Raw genomic sequence first — 18,985 nt, 5'->3', positions numbered from 1 at the left:
GCAAAATGTCAAGAGTAGGAAAAGCCCCAATTAATGTACCTGCAGGTGTAACAATTACTGTTTCTAAGGATAACGTAGTAACTGTTAAAGGTCCTAAAGGAGAATTAGTTCAAGCAGTTGATTCAGATATCACTGTAAGTCAGGAAGACGGCGTATTAACCATACAACGTCCATCAGAACAAAAAAGACACAAAGCATTACATGGTTTATACCGTGCTTTGATCAATAATATGGTTGTTGGTGTAACAGAAGGTTATAAAATTTCTCAGGAACTAGTAGGTGTTGGTTACCGTGCTACAAACACAGGCAACACTTTAGACTTAGTTTTAGGTTATTCTCACCATTATGTTTTCCAATTACCGGAAGAGATTAAGGTGACTACAACCTCAGAAAAAGGTCAGACTCCTAAGATCATTTTAGAAAGTATTGACAAACAATTGATAGGACAGGTAGCAGCGAAAATCCGTTCGTTACGTGCACCAGAGCCATATAAAGGTAAAGGTATCAAGTTTGTAGGCGAAGTGTTAAGAAGAAAAGCAGGTAAATCAGCTTCTAAAAAATAATCATCATGGCAGGGAAAAAATTATCTCGTAGAGATCGTATAAAAAAAGGAATCAGAAAAAGAATTACAGGTTCTGATAGCCGTCCACGTTTGTCGGTATATAGAAGCAATAAAGGAATTTATGCTCAAATCATTAATGACGTAACCGGCAATACAATTGCTTCAGCTTCATCTTTATCAAAAGACTTTTCTGGAACTGGAAACAAATCTGAACAATCAGTAGCTGTAGGCAAATTAGTAGCTGAAAAAGCTCTTGCAGCTGGTGTTAAAGAAGTTGTTTTCGATAGAAACGGTTATTTGTACCACGGACGTATTAAATCGTTGGCGGAAGGTGCGCGTGAAGCTGGTTTAGTATTTTAATCTGAAAATAGGATAAGAATGTCAACTATCAATATAAAAAGAGTTAAGACTAGCGAGATCGAATTGAAAGATCGTTTAGTTAGCATACAACGCGTTGCCAAAGTAACCAAAGGTGGTCGTACTTTCAGCTTCTCAGCCATCGTGGTTGTTGGAGATGAGAACGGAATCGTAGGTTACGGATTAGGTAAAGCGAAAGAGGTTACAGAAGCAATTGCAAAAGGCGTTGATGATGCTAAAAAGAACTTGGTTAAAGTTCCTTTGTTGAATGGTACTGTACCTCACGAGCAAATCGGTAAATTTTCAGGAGGTTTTGTTTTAATTAAGCCTGCTGCAGTTGGTACCGGAGTTATTGCTGGTGGTGCGATGCGTGCTGTATTAGAGAGTGCTGGTGTACATAACGTACTAGCAAAATCAAAAGGTTCATCAAATCCTCACAACGTGGTAAAAGCAACTGTAGATGCTTTAACAAAAATGCGTGATGCTTACACTGTTGCACAGCAACGTGGTGTTGATTTAAATAAAGTTTTTAACGGATAATATTATGGCTAAGATCAAAATAACCCAGATAAAAAGCATTATCGACAGAAGCGAACGTCAAAAAAGAACGATGCAAGCTTTAGGTTTAAGAAAAATGAACCAAAGCGTAGAAGTTGAAGCCACTGCTGCCATTATTGGAATGGTTAGAAAAGTGAATCACTTAATAGCAATAGAGAGTATATAATTATTTAAAGGTTGTTAATGTAGTTAATATAATTACATTTGCAACCTTTATATATTGTTTAACCGTTGCCCTGATTAGTGAAAGCGAAGGGCAGCACAATAAGTTTCAAAAATGAACTTAAGTAATTTAAAACCTGCAGCAGGTTCTACTAAAAATTGTAAGAGAATTGGTCGTGGTACCGGATCTGGTCGTGGTGGAACTTCCACTCGCGGTCATAAAGGTGCTGGATCACGTTCTGGTCACAAAACCAAAATTGGATTTGAAGGTGGTCAGATGCCATTACAACGCCGTGTGCCTAAGGTAGGTTTCAAACCTATCAACCGTGTTGAATACGTAGGTGTAAACTTAGACGTATTACAAGGTTTGGCTGAAAAGTTTAACTTAACAAGCATCGATTTTGCTACCTTGCAAGAGCACGGTTTAGCATCTAAAAACGACTTGGTTAAAGTTTTAGGTCGTGGTGAAGTTAAATCTAAGATAGAAGTTAAAGCACATGCTTTTTCTGCAACCGCACAAAAAGCTATTGAGGCTGTTGGAGGCTCAATCGAAAAATTGTAATTAATGAAGAAGCTGTTTACTACTCTAAGTAATATTTGGAAAATTCAAGAATTGAAAGAGCGTATTGTTTATACGCTCATGATTCTTTTAGTTTATAGGTTTGTTTCCCATGCGGTTTTACCGGGTGTGGATGCAACACTTTTAGGCGATAATACAAAGTCAGGCATTTTAGGTCTCCTTGATATGTTTGCCGGGGGATCATTTTCCCGGGTATCGATATTGGCCTTAGGTGTTATGCCTTATATTTCTGCCTCTATTGTAGTTCAGCTATTAGGTATCGCCGTTCCATCTTTTCAGAAAATGCAAAAGGAAGGGGAGAGCGGAAGAAAGAAACTCAATCAGATTACACGCTATTTAACTGTAGCTATTACCGCTGTTCAAGCGATAGGTTACGTTAAAACACAGGTTCCTGCGGAAGCAATCATTATTGATCATACGCTGTTCTTTGTACTTGCAACATTTGTTTTGTCAGCCGGTACATTGTTCGTGATGTGGTTAGGTGAAAAAATTACCGATAAAGGTATTGGTAATGGTATTTCATTGATCATTATGGTTGGTATCATTGCACGTCTACCTATTGCCTTATCTCAGGAAGTAAGTTCCAGAGTTGTTGGTGAAGGTGGTGGATTGATTGCATTGGTATTGGAAATTGTTGCGCTTTTTGCTGTTGTGATGTTTACCATCATGATCGTTCAGGGTGTACGTAAAGTTCCTGTGCAGTATGCTAAAAGAATTGTTGGTAACAGACAATTTGGTGGCGTAAGGCAGTATATTCCTTTAAAGGTTAATGCTGCTGGTGTAATGCCGATTATTTTCGCTCAGGCGTTGATGTTTATCCCGGCTACTTTAACCGGATTTTTCCCATCATTGCAGAATACCTGGTTGATCCAGTTCAGTGATTATACATCATTGGCATATAGTTTAACCTTCGCATTTTTAATCATCGCATTTACGTTCTTCTATACAGCTATTACTGTTAACCCGACTCAAATGTCGGATGACATGAAGAAGAATGGCGGATTTATCCCTGGAATTAAACCTGGTTTGTCGACTTCATCATTTATTGATGATGTGATTTCCAAGATTACTTTCCCTGGTGCAATCTTCCTTGCTATTATAGCAATTCTTCCTTCTATAGCGGTTAAGTTTGGAATTAAATCTGAGTTTGCTCATTTTTATGGTGGTACATCTTTATTGATTCTTGTAGGTGTTGTTTTGGATACATTACAACAAATTGAGAGTTATTTATTGATGCGTCATTATGATGGGTTAATGAAGACTGGTAGAGTTACCGGCCGTACAGGAATTCCTGCTGCGAGTGGTAGTAACGCTGTGATTTAGTAATTAGAATGTCTAAGATCTATTATAAGTCAAAAGAAGAAGTCGAACTAATAAGAGAGAGTTCTTTACTGGTATCAAAGACTTTGGCTGAAGTAGCCAAAGTCATTGGTCCCGGGATCACTACAAAAAAATTAAATGATCTAGCCGAAACATTTATCAGGGATCATGGCGCAATTCCAGCATTTTTAAATTATAATGGGTTTCCTTATTCATTATGTATATCGCCAAATGAGCAGGTTGTTCATGGTTTTCCAGGCGATTACGTTATTCAAGAAGGAGATTTGATTTCAGTTGATTGTGGGGTAATTAAAAACAATTTCTTCGGAGATTCAGCTTATACCTTTTCGATTGGTGAGATTGATGCAGAAAAGCAGAAACTGGTAGATGTGACGCAAGAGTGCTTAAAGCTTGCAATAGAGAAAGCAGTCGTTGGATCAAGAATAGGGGACGTTGGGTTTGCGGTGCAGGCTTATGCAGAGGCAAATGGATTTGGAGTAGTAAGAGAATTAGTTGGTCATGGTGTTGGAGTTAAATTGCACGAAAAACCTGAGGTGCCAAATTATGGCAGAAGGGGCAGTGGAATTAAGCTGGAAGAGGGGATGGTGATTGCTATCGAGCCTATGATCAACGCGGGTACAGCAGGTGTTAAATTCTGGTCAGATGGCTGGACAGTTACCAGTAAGGATAACAAGCCGTCAGCTCATTTTGAACACACTGTTGCAGTTAAAAAGGGTAATGCAGATGTTTTATCAACCTTTTCATTTATTGAAGAAGTTTTAAATAAAAAAAAGTAAATAATTAAATTTTTTTATTTAATTTTGCATCCCTGTTGAATAGCAGCTAATTAAGTAAAAATCAATATAATATGGCTAAACAAGCCTCGATTGAACAAGACGGTGTAATAAGAGAAGCATTATCAAATGCTATGTTTCGGGTAGAACTCGAAAATGGTCATGAAATTATCGCTCATATCTCTGGAAAAATGAGGATGCATTATATCAAAATTTTACCAGGGGACAAAGTCAAATTAGAGATGTCGCCTTACGATTTATCAAAAGGCAGGATTACTTATAGATATAAATAAAATGAAAGTTAGGTCATCAATTAAAAAACGCAGTGCTGATTGCAAGGTTATTCGCCGTAAAGGTAAACTTTATGTGATAAACAAGAAAAACCCTAAATTTAAGCAACGTCAAGGTTAAGACATTATTGAAGTATGATATGGATTGGATGTACAGGTTACTCAATCTGTTATACAATCAAATAATCAAACATTAGTATAAAATATGGCAAGGATATCAGGTATTGATTTACCAAGAAACAAAAGAGGCGAAATTGGATTAACCTATATCTTCGGAGTAGGCAGATCAACTGCACAACGTATATTAACGGAAGCAGGTATCGATTTAAATAAGAAAGTACAGGACTGGTCTGATGATGAGTTATCAGCAATTCGTACAATTATCAACGACGGCGTTAAAGTAGAAGGTGCTTTACGTTCAGAGGTTCAGTTAAACATCAAACGTTTAATGGATATCGGTTGTTACCGTGGTTTACGTCACAGAAAAGGTTTGCCAGTGCGTGGTCAACGTACTAAGAACAACTCTCGTACACGTAAAGGCAAGAGAAAAACAGTTGCAAACAAGAAAAAAGCTACTAAATAAAATTAGTACTGAATAATAATTATGGCTAAGAGTAAAAAAGTTACCAAAAAGCGTATTGTTGTTATTGAGCCTGTTGGTCAGGCGCACATCAATGCTACTTTTAACAATATCATTGTTACCCTAACAAACAACAATGGTCAAACTATTTCGTGGTCTTCTGCAGGTAAAATGGGCTTTAAAGGTTCTAAAAAGAACACTCCATATGCAGCTGGTCAAGCTGCATCAGATTGCGGTAAGGTAGCGTTTGATTTGGGGTTACGTAAGGTAGATGTATTTGTTAAAGGTCCAGGTTCTGGTCGTGAATCTGCAATTAGAACATTGCAGGTATCAGGTATCGAAGTAACCTCAATCAAAGATATTACACCGCTTCCACACAATGGATGTCGTCCTCCTAAGAAGAGAAGAGTTTAATTTATTAATTTTTAAAGCTAAGAGTCTGCAGCGTAAGGTTGCATGATACTTTAAAACGAAAAGCAATGGCAAGATATACAGGACCAAAGTCCAAAATCGCCCGTAAGTTCAGAGAACCAATTTTTGGTCCTGATAAAGTACTAGACAGAAAAAACTACCCTCCTGGGCAACATGGTGCTTCAAAAAGAAGAGGTAAGCAGTCTGAGTACGCGGTACAGTTAATGGAAAAACAAAAAGTTAAATATACTTATGGTGTATTAGAGCGTCAATTCCGTAACTTATTTACTAAAGCGTCTGCACGTGGTGGTATTACAGGTGATAACTTATTACAATTATTAGAAGCTCGTTTAGATAACACAGTTTACAGATTAGGTATTGCTACAACACGTTCAGCTGCTCGTCAGTTAGTTAGCCATAAACACGTAACAGTTAACGGTGAAGTAGTTAATATTCCTTCATATCAATTGAAAGCTGGTGATGTTATCGCAGTGCGCGAAAAGTCTAAAACTTTAGAAGCTATTACCAATTCAGTAGCTGGAAGAATGATCAATAAATTCAATTGGTTAGACTGGAACGCAAGCGAATTATCAGGAAAGTTCTTAACTTATCCTAATCGCGACGAGATACCAGAAAATATCAAAGAAAACCTTATAGTAGAGTTATACTCTAAGTAATATATTTAATTAATTGCCTACGGGCAATTAATTTTTTTACGTTACATAAATTTAATAACGATCTAAAAACATTATAAATGGCAATTTTAGCATTTCAGAAGCCCGATAAAGTAATCATGCAGAAATCAACTGATTTCGATGGTACATTTGAGTTCCGCCCTTTAGAGCCCGGTTTCGGTGTAACAATTGGTAATGCCTTAAGAAGAATATTGCTTTCTTCTTTAGAAGGTTATGCCATTACAAGTATTCGTTTTTCAGGCGTATCTCATGAGTTCTCTACAATGAAAGGTGTTGTAGAAGATTTAACAGAAATTATTCTTAATTTAAAACAAGTACGTTTTAAAAAATCAGGAGATGCTGGCGATTCAGAGAAAGTTTTTATTTTAGTTAATGGTCAAGAGCAATTCCTTGCTGGTGACATCACTAAATTCTCTAATAACTTTGAGGTGCTTAACCCTGATTTCGTTATTTGTAACATGGAGAAATCTGTTACTTTAGAAGTGGAATTGACCATTAATAAAGGACGTGGTTATGTACCTGCTGAAGAGAATAAAATCAATGATGCTGTTGTTGGCGTGATCGCGATCGATTCGATCTTTACTCCGATGAAAAATGTAAAATACACGATTGAAAACTATCGTGTTGAGCAAAAGACAGATTATGAAAAATTAATATTAGATATCTCTACAGATGGTTCAATCCATCCTGAAGAAGCACTTAAAGAAGCTGCGAAAATTTTAATCCAGCACTTTATGTTGTTCTCTGATGAGAATTTAGTATTAGAGTCTCAAGCGAAAGAAGAAACTAAAGAAGTTGATGAGGAAATCTTGCATATGCGTAAGATCTTAAAAACTGAATTAGTTGATTTAGATCTTTCAGTTCGTGCATTAAACTGCTTAAAAGCAGCTGATATACGCACTTTAGCTGATCTGGTTTCTTATGATGTAGCTGATATGTTAAAATTCAGAAACTTCGGTAAAAAATCTTTAACAGAGATACAAGAACTTGTTAAGTCTAAAAGTTTATCATTCGGCATGAACTTGTCTAAGTTCAAACTTGACGAAGAATAACGAGTATAAAATATAAATAACAATATTGTTAATAGTGTATAATTCCCTCAGAATAATTTCATAGAGACGGTATACACTGAATAAAATCAAAAATGAGACACGGTAAAAAGAACAACCACTTAGGAAGAACAGATTCACATCGTAAAGCGATGTTGGCTAACATGGCTTCATCGTTAATTAAACACAAAAGGATCTCAACTACTTTAGCTAAAGCAAAAGCTTTACGTATGTATGTTGAGCCTATCATTACAAAATCTAAAACTGATACTACACACTCACGTCGTATTGTATTTAGCTATTTGCAAGATAAAGAAACTGTTACTGAATTATTCCGTGATATCGCAGCGAAAGTTGCTAACCGTCCGGGTGGTTATACCAGAATCATTAAATTGAATAATCGTTTAGGTGATAATGCTGAAATGGCATTAATCGAACTAGTTGATTACAATGAGGTTTATGGTAAAGAATCAGAAGCTGCTGAGAAGAAAACTACTCGTCGTGGTAGAAGCAAAGCTAAAGCTGCTGATGCTCCAGCTGCGAAAGCAGAGGTTGCTGTTGAAGAAGCTACTGAAGCTCCTGCAACTGAAGAAAAAAAAGAAGATAAAGGAGAATAATTATTCCCTGATTCAAAATAATAGGAAGCCCTGTCCGACATTCGGACAGGGCTTCTTGTTTATATATTCAATTCCGATTGCTGGTCACCTGGTTTGGCCACGTAATCTCTGAGTATATTCCAGCGGATGCGGTCGTGCTTTAGTAAGGTAAAATGATCTACCGGAAAGCTGGCTTCAAAGCTTTTGTTTTTATATTCCGTATAAATTTGAGGAAACTGATCTTTAAGATCTCTGTAGGCAATGGTGATATGTGGAGTGATCTGGCTTCTGGGTTCTTTTGCTGCATCGCCAAGTATCTTTTTAATATTCCTGTATAGTGTTGTGATCTCCTTGTTAATAATGGCTTTGATAAATACTACCTCATTGCGAACGAATGCGTCGTAGTTTTCTAGTTCCTGAGTAAATGGGCTGAAATTTCTCGCGGCCTCTAGGCTGTTGATTAATTGTGGCTCGAAAGTATCATCCAAATTTTTAAGGAATAGCAGGGTAATGTGAACCGGTGGTCGTAACGCTTTATAGATTTTATATTTTTCTGAGCAAGCTTTTCTAATTTCATCAATTTGTTGACTTAATTCCGGGGGGGGTAAGATGGCAATTAAGTAGTTGTGCTTCATAAAGTCAATTTACTATTAATTTCAAAAGGTTATCTTTGTTGAGTAATTTAATTTCATGTCCAATCAACTTCTTTTTCAGCAATTTCAAAATCAGTTAGCTGATAGCATTTCTTCTAATGTATTTTTAAAAGTTTCACTTGGTAATTACCAGGGTAATGAAAAGGAACTAAAGAATATTTATGTACGTAAGGTGAAGATTAAGCGTGCAGATATGCTTTCTTTTACTTATCGTTATAAAACAAGGGACATCTTTAAGAATTTTCCAATAGCTGAGGGTATAGCGCTCATTTGTCACTTTGTGAGTAATGACTTTAAAATATGCACACTGTTTACCACAGAGAAGGAAACCATATTGGAGCATGGGAAGAAGGAACAGATCTCTTTAAGAGAGAAATTGGTGAGTACTGTTGTGCAACCTACACTTGCTCATAATAAGGAGAAGAAACGGTTAATTCAGCCTGTAGGTAAATCTTATTTACAGGAGTTAAGAATTACAGATCAGGATGGACAGGTGTTTAAAAACGCACAAGATAAATACCGTCAGATTAATCAATATGTAGAGATACTTAGCTCGCTAATTAAGGAGTTACCGGAGGCGCGGATAAAGAGCGTAGTTGATATGGGCTCGGGTAAAGGCTATCTGACTTTCGCGCTATATGATTATTTGCATAATGTATTAAAACTGGATACCAAAGTAACCGGTGTAGAGTTCAGAGAAGATCTCGTAAAGCTATGCAATGGCATTGCCAGCAGTTCGAGCTTTAAAAAACTTGATTTTGTTGAAGGAACTATTGAAGCATACACAGTTGATCATATTGATTTGTTGATTGCGCTTCATGCGTGTGATACGGCTACAGATGATGCCATTTATAAGGGAATAAAAGCTAACGCTGGATTGATTGTTGTGGCCCCTTGTTGCCATAAACAAATCAGAAGAGAGATCGAGAAGAGTAAAGTGAAGAACGAACTTACCTTCTTAACTAAGTACGGGATTTTTCTGGAACGTCAGGCGGAGATGGTAACTGATGGAATCAGGGCTTTGATTTTGGAATACTATGGTTATAAAACAAAAGTGTTTGAATTTATCTCAGATGCACATACACCAAAGAATGTGCTGGTTGTAGGTATTAAAACTTCAACAGGCGGTGCTTTAACCAAGGCACAAGAATTAAAGCGTTTGGAGATTAAAGAAAAAATTGCTGAGACTAAGGCCTATTTTGGCATTGGTTATCATCATTTAGAACGATTATTGGACCTTGACAAGTAGAATAGCTGGCAATTCTGTCATAGTGTCATATTTTCATCATGGCTTTCGGCCATAATTTTCTGCAATTATAAGAAATAGGAAAGATTTTCTGCCAAATACCGATTGGCACATTGCTTGTTAAACAGATATTAATAGTAAAGATTTCATAACATAAACAGAGATAAATAACATGTCAAAAATTATTGGTATAGACTTAGGAACAACAAACTCTTGCGTAGCCGTAATGGAAGGTAACGAACCTGTAGTTATAGCCAACAGTGAGGGTAAACGTACTACACCATCCATTGTTGCATTTGCAGAGAATGGTGAGCGTAAAGTTGGTGAGCCGGCGAAACGTCAGGCCATAACTAACCCAACAAAAACAATTTATTCGATTAAGCGCTTTATGGGCAGCAGCTTTGCTGAGGTTACTAAAGAAGCTGGTCGTGTACCTTATAAGGTAGTTAAAGGTGACAACAATACACCACGTGTAGAAATTGACGACCGTAAATATACTCCTCAGGAGCTTTCTGCGATGATATTGCAGAAAATGAAGAAAACTGCTGAAGACTTTTTGGGTCATGAAGTGACTGAAGCCGTTATTACGGTTCCTGCGTACTTTAATGATGCTCAACGTCAAGCGACTAAAGAAGCTGGTGAAATTGCTGGTTTAACAGTTAAACGTATCATCAACGAGCCAACTGCTGCTGCATTAGCTTACGGTTTGGATAAAGCACATAAAGACATGAAAATTGTTGTGTTTGACTGTGGTGGTGGTACTCATGATGTATCTGTATTAGAATTAGGTGATGGTGTATTTGAAGTGAAATCTACTGATGGCGATACTCACCTTGGTGGAGATGACTTTGACCATATCATTATTGAGTGGTTAGCTGTTGAATTTAAGAACGAGAACGGCATGGACTTACATCAAGATCCAATGGCTTTGCAACGTTTGAAAGAAGCTGCTGAGAAAGCTAAAATTGAACTTTCAAGCACTACTTCTACAGAGATCAACCTTCCTTACATCACAGCTGATGCAACAGGACCTAAACACTTAGTTAGAACTTTAAGCCGTGCTAAATTTGAGCAATTGGCCGCTGATTTGATTAAACGTACTATCGATCCTTGTAAATCAGCGTTGAAAAATGCAGGTTTAAAAACTAGCGATATCGATGAGATCATCTTAGTTGGTGGTTCTACTCGTATGCCTGCTATTCAGGAAGCAGTTAAAGCTTTCTTTGGTAAAGAGCCTTCTAAAGGTGTAAACCCTGATGAGGTAGTAGCTATTGGTGCTGCAATCCAAGGTGGTGTATTAACTGGTGAGGTTAAAGATGTATTGTTACTAGATGTTACTCCTCTATCTTTAGGTATTGAGACAATGGGTGGTGTAATGACTAAATTAATTGAAGCAAATACAACTATTCCTTCTAAGAAAGCAGAAACTTTCTCTACTGCTGCTGATAACCAGCCTTCAGTAGAAATCCATATCCTACAAGGAGAGCGTCCTATGGCTGCTCAAAACCGTACGATTGGTCGTTTCATCTTAGATGGTATTCCACCAGCTCCACGTGGTGTTCCTCAGGTAGAAGTTGCATTTGATATTGATGCGAATGGTATCTTACACGTAAGTGCTAAAGATAAAGCTACTGGTAAAGAGCAAAAAATCCGTATTGAAGCTTCTTCAGGTTTAACTGATGAAGAGATCAAAAGAATGAAAGAAGAAGCAGAACAAAATGCTGATGCTGATAAAGCAGCTAGAGAAGAAGCTGAAAAAATCAACAGCGCTGATGCTTTAATCTTCTCTACTGAGAAACAATTGAAAGAGTTTGGCGATAAACTTTCTGCGGATAAAAAAGCTCCTATTGAAGAGAGTTTGAATAAACTGAAAGATGCACATGCTGCAAGAAACTTTGCTGATATCGACGCAGCTCAGGCAGAATTGCAAAATGCATGGAATGTCGCTTCTGAAGAGATGTACAAAGGTGGTCAGGAAGGCGCACAGCCAGAAGCTGGTGCTGATGCTCAGGCTGGCGGACAAGCTGCTGATAGCAATGATAATGTTACTGATGTAGACTTCGAAGAAGTAAAAGACGACAAAAAGTAATCGTTAATCTCCATAAAAAGAATGGCCCCTGATGAAATTCATCAGGGGCCATTCTTTTTAGAATTTAAAACGGATTAGTTCCAAAGATTTTGAGGATAAGTTCCATTTTTCACAAGCTCATCTATACAGCTTTGTACAAAAGGTTTGTCTTCTTTATAGGTTACGCCAAACCACTGACTGTCGGTTGGGATAACTTTGAATGATGCTGTATTGGTTTTAACCAGGTTCTCACCGATTAGAGGAATAAAGAATTCAGCTTTAGGTTTGTCTTTGTTTGCTAATGCAAACGCTTTAAACATATCTTCAGTTAATTTAAAAACAGCTGGTGTGAAGCCCCAGAAGTTCATAGAAACAGGGGTGTCATACTCTAAAGGATATTCAACACCATTTTCTTCAAAAACAATGGCACCATCTTTTTTATAAACCTGCGTACGTTCTGTAATTTCTTCCAGGTAACCTGCTGAATTCGTTTTACATACTCCGCGTGAAACAGAACCAAAGTCTGACAAGGTTTTTCCAATCTTATAACCAACAATCGAATAATTGCTATCAGTAGCTTCCTCATTTAAAAAGTCTACCATTTTCTTAAAGGCGTCAAAACCATAATAGTCGTCGGCATTTATTACACAAAATGGTTCTTTTATTGCTTTTCTGGCTGCAAGAATTGCGTGTGCTGTTCCCCATGGTTTTTCACGGTATATTTCTTCTTCGATACCGAATTGTTTTAGATCGAAATTTTGAAACACGTAATCTGTTTCAATTTTGCCTTCTAATTTAGGCTCGAAAATAGCTTTAAAGTTATCGACAAATTCTTCTTTAATGATGAAGACTACTTTGCCAAAGCCTGCTTTTATCGCATCGTATATGGAATAATCGATGATGGTTTCATCGTTCGGACCGAAGCCATCAATTTGTTTCATGCTGCCATAACGGCTTGCCATCCCGGCTGCTAATATGAGTAAAGTGGGTTTCATTCAATTAAAATAATGAAAAGGTTAATAATCAATGTAGAGTGTAAATATTTTATGAAGCTAAAATACATTTTTTGATTTATGTAGCGGCAGTTTTTTAACTTAAAATCCAAATATACCCTTGCTTCCGCTACTTCTTGGCTTTTTACCGGTTAACATGCCAAACAGTCCACGCACAATTTCTTTGCCTATCTGTCTGGTTATTGTAGCACCCATTACTTGTTCAACAATACTTTTTTCTCCTTTTTTAGGAGTGGGGTCTTCAGTCTGTTGTTCGCCTTCCTGTTCTATTTGTTTATCATTAATCCTTTTGGTTAATATGTCATAAGCACTTTCCGGATCAATGGTTTCCTGATATTTCGCTGTCATAGGGCTGGCTTGAACAAGTGCATTATAATCAGCTATTGCTAAAGGGCCCATAATAGCTTTGGGAGGGGTAAGCATAGTGGCCGCTACCTCCGTAGGGATTCCTTTTTCGTTTAGTACAGTTATCAGTGCCTGTCCGGTCCCTAAGGAAGTTAATACCTGGTCTATTTTATAGAAATCTGAGCGAGGATAGGTATTGACAGTTTTCTTTAAGGCGTCAGCATCGTTAGGTGTAAATACTCTTAAAGCGTGCTGTATGCGATTGCCTAATTGCGACAATACGCTTTCAGGTATATCTGTAGGTGATTGCGTGCAAAAGAAGACGCCTATGCCTTTAGATCTAATTAGCCTGATGATGGTTTCGATTTGTTCTAAGAATGCTTTAGAGGAGTCTTTAAAGAGTAAATGGGCCTCATCAAAAAAGAATACCAATTTGGGCTTGTCAAGGTCACCTGCCTCAGGCATATTGTAGAATATTTCGGTAAGCAGGCTTAGCAGATAGGTGGAATACAAAACGGGTTGGGCCTGGACATCGGAAATGTTTAGCAGGCTGATGGTTCCTTTGCCATCAGTTCGTTCGAAAAGGTCCTGGATATCAAATGAACGTTCGCCAAACATTGCGCCTAAGCCTTGTTGTTCTATAGTAACGATCTTTCTTAGAATGGTTCCGGTGGTGGCTGTTGATATTTTTCCGTAGCTACTTTTAATTTCCTCTGCACCATCATCCTCAGATAGATAGGAAACTAGCTTTTTTAGATCGTTGAGATCGATGACAGGCATCTTGTTATCATCTGCATATTTAAAGATAACTGCAAGAACACCGGTTTGCGTATCATTTAGATCAAGGATTTTGGCTAATAAGGTCGGTCCGAATTCTAATACTGTGGCACGCATTTGTGCCCCGAGCTTACCTGATAAAGAATAAAGTTCGACAGGGAAGCCGGCTGGGTTGAACGGTTTGCTCAGTTGTGTTGCTCTTTCTTCAAGTTTAGGGTTACTTAGGCCAGGCTGATTTAAGCCGGATAAGTCGCCTTTTACATCGAGCATGAATACAGGTACACCAGCATCGGACAGCTGTTCGGCAAGCAATTGCAGCGTACGGGTTTTACCAGTGCCCGTGGCTCCGGCTACGAGGCCATGTCTGTTCATCATATGCAGCGGGAGATTCACTTCAGCCTCGGCTAAAACTTCGCCATCCAATATACCTGCTCCTAAATAAATGTACGAACCACTTGGTTTATAGGAGGCTTTAATCTTTTCTGTAAAGTTTGCTGATTGATTGCTCATAGGTAAAGTCATTTTTATAAATGTAATAAAAGTGACTTAAGTAAAAAAGGAAAGGCGTGCCTGAATTATTCAGACACGCCTTTCCTTTTGAAATTTTAAAGACTATCTATTGTATTTGAAATCGTGATCTTTCTTGATATTTAATAAAGAATGATAGATCAGGCTAATTACGTTGTCAACATCTTCTTTATGGATCATTTCAACCGTGGTATGCATATAGCGCAACGGCAGAGATATCAAGGCAGAAGGAACTCCTCCGTTAGAATACGCAAATGCATCAGTATCGGTACCAGTTGAACGTGAAGATGCTTGACGTTGGAATGGGATGTCGTTCTTTTCTGCAGTTTCGATCAATAATTTGTTCAAGTTAGTTTGAACTGCCGGTGCATAGGAAACTACTGGTCCCAGGCCACATGCAAGATCTCCTTGCGTGATTTTATTAATCATTGGTGTCGTTGTATCGTGTGTTACGTCGGTAACGATAGCTACATGAGGTTTAATCCTATCGGCAATCATTTCTGCACCACGAAGACCGATCTCTTCTTGTACAGAGTTTACGATATATAGACCAAAAGGCAATTTCTTTTTATTTTCATGAAGCAAACGAGCTACTTCAGCGATCATGAAGCCACCCGCTCTGTTGTCCAGGGCTCTGCCTACATAGTAACGGTCGTTTAAAACCATGAATTCATCTTCATAGGTAATTACGCAACCTACATGAATGCCAAGTTTTTCAACTTCATCTTTTGATGTACAGCCGCAATCCAGGAATATATTCTTTAGTGCCGGAGCTTCTTCTTTTTCTCCACCACTACGAGTGTGAATAGCTGGCCAGCCAAATACGGCTTTCACCATCCCTTTATCGGTATGTATGTTTACGCGTTTAGAAGGAGCGATCTGATGATCAGAGCCACCATTACGGATCACATAAATGAGGCCTTCAGGGGTGATGTAATTTACAAACCAGGAAATTTCATCAGCATGTGCTTCAATAACTACTTTAAATTCAGCTTTAGGGTTTATTACACCTACGGCAGTGCCATAATTGTCAATAAAACTTTCATCAATATAAGGTTTTAAATAATCCAGCCATAATTTCTGACCAGGGTACTCAAAACCAGTTGGAGAGGGATTATTGATGTATTTTTCAAAAAAAATAAGTGATTTTTTATTAACCACAGCCACGTGATTTTTCTTGTCGTCTTTCTTTTTAGCCATTATCGTTTTTTTATTGTAAGCAAATATATAAATCAGGCCGTAAGCCTCAAGTTAATTATTAAGTTGTAACTCCATAATGACAAAATCGATGCCATTACTTACTGTGCGTTGATCTGTCTGGGTGAGGCCAAATTTTTCATAAAATCCTGCAGCGGAGACACGGGCGTTGCACCATATTTTTTCTGCTCCCATATCCTTCATGTAGTTTATGATATGGTTTAGTAATAGTGAGCCATAGCCTTTGCCTTGTGCGCTTTCGATCGTCGCGAATTTTCTGAACTGATATACTTTACCTTTATTAAATACGGAAACAACAGCTGTTAACCGATTACGGGTGAAGAGTCCAAAGTGTATTCCTTCTTTATCGTTATCGAGTTTAATGGCATCATAGGGTAGGGTTGGATACATGACCTCATGTCTGATGCGCCAGGCTAAATCAACTCTGATCTGCTCAATCTGAACTTCCTCCATGTTAAGCTTTTATTTTATGACTGTAAAAATTGTAAATGAAGATGTTTAAAAGGACAACCAGGGCAGTTCCGAGGCAGAATAATGGCCATTGACCTTTATCCCAAAGCCATAAACCAAATGCCGAGCCAACGGAGGCCCCCACAAAGCTAACCGACATAAATATGGTATTCAATCGGTTTCGTGCTTCGGGTATTAGGGTATAAATTCTTGTCTGGTTGGTTACGTGTATAGCTTGTTGTCCGATATCAATCAAAATTATTCCGGCTACGAATAGATAAAGGTGACTTTTGGTGAAATAAAAGGTAGCGATACTTATGAGTTGTAAAACCAATCCGATCAGTAAATTCTTTCGAGGGTTTTTGCCGCTGCTTAGCTTGCCAACCAATGGGGCGGCGAGTGCACCTGCGGCTCCAGCGATGCCAAACAGGCCAATCTGTAAAGTTTGAAAACTAAAGGGTGGATTGGCCAGAAACAACACCATGGTTGTCCAGAATGCACTAAGAACGGAAAAGGCTAAAAAGTTAATGACTGATGCTTCGCGCAGGATTGGTTGTGTTTTTATATAATGCCACATAGACAGCATGAGTTCTCTATATGAACCTTCAAATGAAGGTCTGCTTAGAGGAAAGCGTTTAGCCATTAATAATAGGAGAAGGGAACAAATGCCTGCTGCGATGAAGTACATGGTCCTCCATCCCCATAAAAACCCGATACTACCACTTACTGCTCTTGATGCTAGGATGCCAATGAGCAATCCGCTCATGATGATGCCGATGGTTGGCCCCCGTTTTTCATCAGAAGTCAGGTTAGCTGCCATTGGCAAGATGAGTTGTGGAACGATAGAGCTTGCTCCAATCAATACACAGGCAATCTGCAGTAGTAAAAAAGAGTGTGAAAAGGCGGCTAGCAGTAGGGATGCTACTGCCAGGCCGGTTATCATTAATATTTGTTTGCGTCGCTCAAACATATCACCGAGCGGTACAATTAGAAATAAACCTAGTGCATATCCTGCCTGTGTTAAGTACGTGATTTTTCCGGCGTGACTTTCAGTCAGGTTAAATTCGCGGGCGACTAATATCACTAATGGCTGACAGTAGTAAATGTTTGCTACTATTAGTCCTGTACAAAAGGCCATTAATAATACATCCGTCCGGCTAAGTTGCATTTACAAAGGTATATTTCCGTGTTTTTTACGTGGGTTGTTTACCACTTTATTTTCCAGCATTTTAAATGCTTTAATTAATTTGTTACGGGTTTGAGCGGGCTCAATTACTTCGTCTACAAAACCACGTTCTGCAGCCCTGTAAGGGTTCGCAAAAGTATCTGAATAGAGTTTTTCTTTTTCCAACCACTTTTCTTCAGGTTTTTCGGCCGTAGTAATTTCTTTTTTGAAGATGATTTCTGCAGCACCTTTGGCTCCCATTACGGCGATTTCTGCAGTAGGCCAGGCGTAATTTAGGTCGGCGCCAATGTGTTTGGAATTCATCACATCATAGGCACCACCGTATGCTTTTCTGGTGATTACTGTGATGCGTGGGACGGTTGCTTCACTAAAAGCATAAAGTAGTTTTGCTCCATTGGTGATGATACCATTCCATTCCTGGTCAGTACCCGGTAAGAAGCCCGGTACATCTTCAAGAACAAGCAAGGGGATATTAAAGCAATCGCAAAAACGAACAAACCTTGCTGCTTTGGTAGAAGCATTGTTGTCTAATACTCCCGCCAGGTATGCAGGCTGATTGGCCACAATACCTATGCTTCTTCCAGCCAAACGTGCAAATCCTATTACAATGTTTTCTGCATAATCTTTATGCACTTCTAAAAAGCTATCGCTGTCTGTGGTTGATTCAATAATACTACGCACATCATAAGGCTGATTGGCATTTTGAGGCATAATATCATTCAGCTCCGGACGATTTTCATCGGTCATTTCATAAGGTAGCTGAGCTGGTATTTCTTCACAATTTTGTGGCATATAGCTCAATAATCTTTTTACATGGTTGATGGCATCGAGCTCATTGCTACATGCAAAATGTGTTACCCCCGACTTAGTAGCGTGGGTTGATGCTCCTCCTAGTTCTTCCGAGCTTACTTCTTCATGTGTTACTGTTTTTACCACATTTGGGCCGGTAACAAACATGTAAGAAGTGTTTTCAACCATTAATGTAAAATCGGTAATTGCCGGAGAGTACACTGCACCACCAGCACAAGGGCCCATAATGGCCGATAGCTGAGGTATAAGTCCTGAGGCCTGTACGTTTCTGTAAAAAATATCAGCATAACCACCTAATGAAACCACACCTTCCTGGATACGTGCACCACCGCTATCGTTTAAACCGATAAGCGGAGCGCCATTTTTCATGGCCATATCCATTATTTTACAGATTTTTTCGGCATGAGTTTCAGATAATGAACCTCCAAATACAGTGAAATCCTGTGAGAATATATAAACTAATTTACCATTGATATTGCCGTACCCGGTCACTACACCGTCGCCTAAATATTTTTCGCGCTCCATTCCGAAATCGGTGCTGCGATGGGTAACCATCATTCCGATTTCTTCAAAAGAATTTTCATCCATCAGGAAATGGATTCTTTCTCTGGCTGTAAGTTTACCTTTTTTATGTTGACTTGCAATTCTAGCTTCACCACCACCGGCATAAGCCTTTTTAATTTTATCTTGTAGTAATTCTATCTTATTCTTCATCAAAAAATGATTTTATCAAATGC

At 38.4% G+C, this 18,985-nt stretch carries 23 protein-coding genes; 16 read left to right on the top strand and 7 right to left on the bottom strand.

Going from position 1 to position 18,985, the window contains the following annotated elements; all coding sequences use genetic code 11:
• Positions 1-5: 5 nt before the first annotated feature.
• The 14 genes from rplF to rplQ all read left to right on the top strand — a co-directional run bounded on the left by rplF (position 6) and on the right by rplQ (position 7,975).
• Entirely contained in the window at positions 6-563 is a 558-nt protein-coding gene (gene rplF / locus B9A18_RS04655) for a 50S ribosomal protein L6 (protein ID WP_084287523.1), read from the top strand.
• 5 nt (positions 564-568) lie between these two features.
• The gene (gene rplR, locus B9A18_RS04650) at positions 569-922 is read left to right on the top strand and encodes a 50S ribosomal protein L18 (RefSeq protein ID WP_084287522.1); all 354 of its coding nucleotides are present in this window, start codon (positions 569-571) and stop codon (positions 920-922) included.
• An 18-nt stretch (positions 923-940) separates the two neighbouring features.
• On the top strand, positions 941-1,459 hold the full coding sequence (rpsE, locus tag B9A18_RS04645) for a 30S ribosomal protein S5 (protein WP_084237681.1): 519 nt from the start codon (positions 941-943) through the stop codon (positions 1,457-1,459).
• Positions 1,460-1,463: 4 nt separating this feature from the next.
• Positions 1,464-1,643: a 50S ribosomal protein L30 gene (gene rpmD / locus B9A18_RS04640; protein WP_084287521.1), complete on the top strand. Its 180-nt coding sequence runs from the start codon at positions 1,464-1,466 to the stop codon at positions 1,641-1,643.
• A 111-nt stretch (positions 1,644-1,754) separates the two neighbouring features.
• Positions 1,755-2,201, top strand: a complete 447-nt coding sequence (gene rplO, locus B9A18_RS04635; RefSeq protein ID WP_084287520.1) for a 50S ribosomal protein L15 — start codon at positions 1,755-1,757, stop codon at positions 2,199-2,201.
• Between the two features lie 3 nt (positions 2,202-2,204).
• Positions 2,205-3,542 carry a preprotein translocase subunit SecY gene (gene secY / locus B9A18_RS04630; protein ID WP_084287519.1) on the top strand — a complete coding sequence of 446 codons (1,338 nt, stop codon included), beginning with the start codon at positions 2,205-2,207 and terminating at the stop codon, positions 3,540-3,542.
• Between the two features lie 8 nt (positions 3,543-3,550).
• Entirely contained in the window at positions 3,551-4,336 is a 786-nt protein-coding gene (gene map, locus B9A18_RS04625; RefSeq protein ID WP_084287518.1) for a type I methionyl aminopeptidase, read from the top strand.
• Positions 4,337-4,407: 71 nt separating this feature from the next.
• Positions 4,408-4,626 carry a translation initiation factor IF-1 gene (gene infA, locus B9A18_RS04620; RefSeq protein ID WP_008244555.1) on the top strand — a complete coding sequence of 73 codons (219 nt, stop codon included), beginning with the start codon at positions 4,408-4,410 and terminating at the stop codon, positions 4,624-4,626.
• A 1-nt stretch (position 4,627) separates the two neighbouring features.
• Positions 4,628-4,744 carry a type B 50S ribosomal protein L36 gene (gene ykgO / locus B9A18_RS04615; RefSeq protein WP_008244551.1) on the top strand — a complete coding sequence of 39 codons (117 nt, stop codon included), beginning with the start codon at positions 4,628-4,630 and terminating at the stop codon, positions 4,742-4,744.
• 84 nt (positions 4,745-4,828) lie between these two features.
• Positions 4,829-5,206, top strand: a complete 378-nt coding sequence (gene rpsM / locus B9A18_RS04610; protein ID WP_084287517.1) for a 30S ribosomal protein S13 — start codon at positions 4,829-4,831, stop codon at positions 5,204-5,206.
• A 21-nt stretch (positions 5,207-5,227) separates the two neighbouring features.
• Positions 5,228-5,617 (top strand): 30S ribosomal protein S11, encoded by a 390-nt coding sequence (gene rpsK, locus B9A18_RS04605; protein ID WP_012780795.1) that lies wholly within the window; start codon positions 5,228-5,230, stop codon positions 5,615-5,617.
• Positions 5,618-5,682: 65 nt separating this feature from the next.
• Complete coding sequence (gene rpsD / locus B9A18_RS04600) at positions 5,683-6,291, top strand: 30S ribosomal protein S4 (protein WP_084287516.1); 609 nt, start codon at positions 5,683-5,685, stop codon at positions 6,289-6,291.
• Positions 6,292-6,368: 77 nt separating this feature from the next.
• Complete coding sequence (locus B9A18_RS04595) at positions 6,369-7,361, top strand: DNA-directed RNA polymerase subunit alpha (RefSeq protein WP_084287515.1); 993 nt, start codon at positions 6,369-6,371, stop codon at positions 7,359-7,361.
• A gap of 92 nt (positions 7,362-7,453) precedes the next feature.
• Complete coding sequence (rplQ, locus tag B9A18_RS04590) at positions 7,454-7,975, top strand: 50S ribosomal protein L17 (RefSeq protein WP_084287514.1); 522 nt, start codon at positions 7,454-7,456, stop codon at positions 7,973-7,975.
• Positions 7,976-8,034: 59 nt separating this feature from the next.
• Here rplQ and thpR read toward each other — a convergent pair whose 3' ends face one another.
• Complete coding sequence (thpR, locus tag B9A18_RS04585; RefSeq protein ID WP_084287513.1) at positions 8,035-8,589, bottom strand: RNA 2',3'-cyclic phosphodiesterase; 555 nt, start codon at positions 8,587-8,589, stop codon at positions 8,035-8,037.
• A gap of 55 nt (positions 8,590-8,644) precedes the next feature.
• Between thpR and B9A18_RS04580 the strand changes: the two genes are divergently transcribed.
• Positions 8,645-9,856, top strand: coding sequence for a class I SAM-dependent methyltransferase (locus B9A18_RS04580; RefSeq protein WP_084287512.1), 1,212 nt, complete (start codon positions 8,645-8,647; stop codon positions 9,854-9,856).
• A gap of 169 nt (positions 9,857-10,025) precedes the next feature.
• Positions 10,026-11,942 (top strand): molecular chaperone DnaK, encoded by a 1,917-nt coding sequence (dnaK, locus tag B9A18_RS04575; RefSeq protein ID WP_084287511.1) that lies wholly within the window; start codon positions 10,026-10,028, stop codon positions 11,940-11,942.
• Between the two features lie 74 nt (positions 11,943-12,016).
• On the opposite strand, the gene B9A18_RS04570 is transcribed toward dnaK, so the two are convergent.
• From B9A18_RS04570 to B9A18_RS04545, 6 genes are all read right to left on the bottom strand, one after another.
• Positions 12,017-12,916, bottom strand: a complete 900-nt coding sequence (locus tag B9A18_RS04570) for a nucleotidyltransferase family protein (RefSeq protein WP_084287510.1) — start codon at positions 12,914-12,916, stop codon at positions 12,017-12,019.
• A gap of 99 nt (positions 12,917-13,015) precedes the next feature.
• Positions 13,016-14,566 carry a helicase HerA-like domain-containing protein gene (locus tag B9A18_RS04565; RefSeq protein ID WP_084288750.1) on the bottom strand — a complete coding sequence of 517 codons (1,551 nt, stop codon included), beginning with the start codon at positions 14,564-14,566 and terminating at the stop codon, positions 13,016-13,018.
• 102 nt (positions 14,567-14,668) lie between these two features.
• Positions 14,669-15,784 carry a M42 family metallopeptidase gene (locus tag B9A18_RS04560; RefSeq protein WP_084287509.1) on the bottom strand — a complete coding sequence of 372 codons (1,116 nt, stop codon included), beginning with the start codon at positions 15,782-15,784 and terminating at the stop codon, positions 14,669-14,671.
• Between the two features lie 51 nt (positions 15,785-15,835).
• Positions 15,836-16,255 (bottom strand): GNAT family N-acetyltransferase, encoded by a 420-nt coding sequence (locus B9A18_RS04555; protein WP_084287508.1) that lies wholly within the window; start codon positions 16,253-16,255, stop codon positions 15,836-15,838.
• A gap of 1 nt (position 16,256) precedes the next feature.
• Positions 16,257-17,420 (bottom strand): MFS transporter, encoded by a 1,164-nt coding sequence (locus B9A18_RS04550; protein ID WP_084287507.1) that lies wholly within the window; start codon positions 17,418-17,420, stop codon positions 16,257-16,259.
• A complete protein-coding gene (locus B9A18_RS04545; RefSeq protein WP_084287506.1) occupies positions 17,421-18,962 on the bottom strand; it encodes an acyl-CoA carboxylase subunit beta in 1,542 nt (513 codons plus the stop codon).
• Positions 18,963-18,985: the final 23 nt, after the last annotated feature.

Origin of the sequence: Pedobacter nyackensis, assembly GCF_900176505.1 — a bacterium.
GTDB classification, from domain to species: Bacteria; Bacteroidota; Bacteroidia; order Sphingobacteriales; family Sphingobacteriaceae; genus Pedobacter; species Pedobacter nyackensis.
The sequence above is the reverse complement of the archived record's forward strand: the minus strand, read 5'-3'. Positions and strand labels throughout refer to the sequence as shown.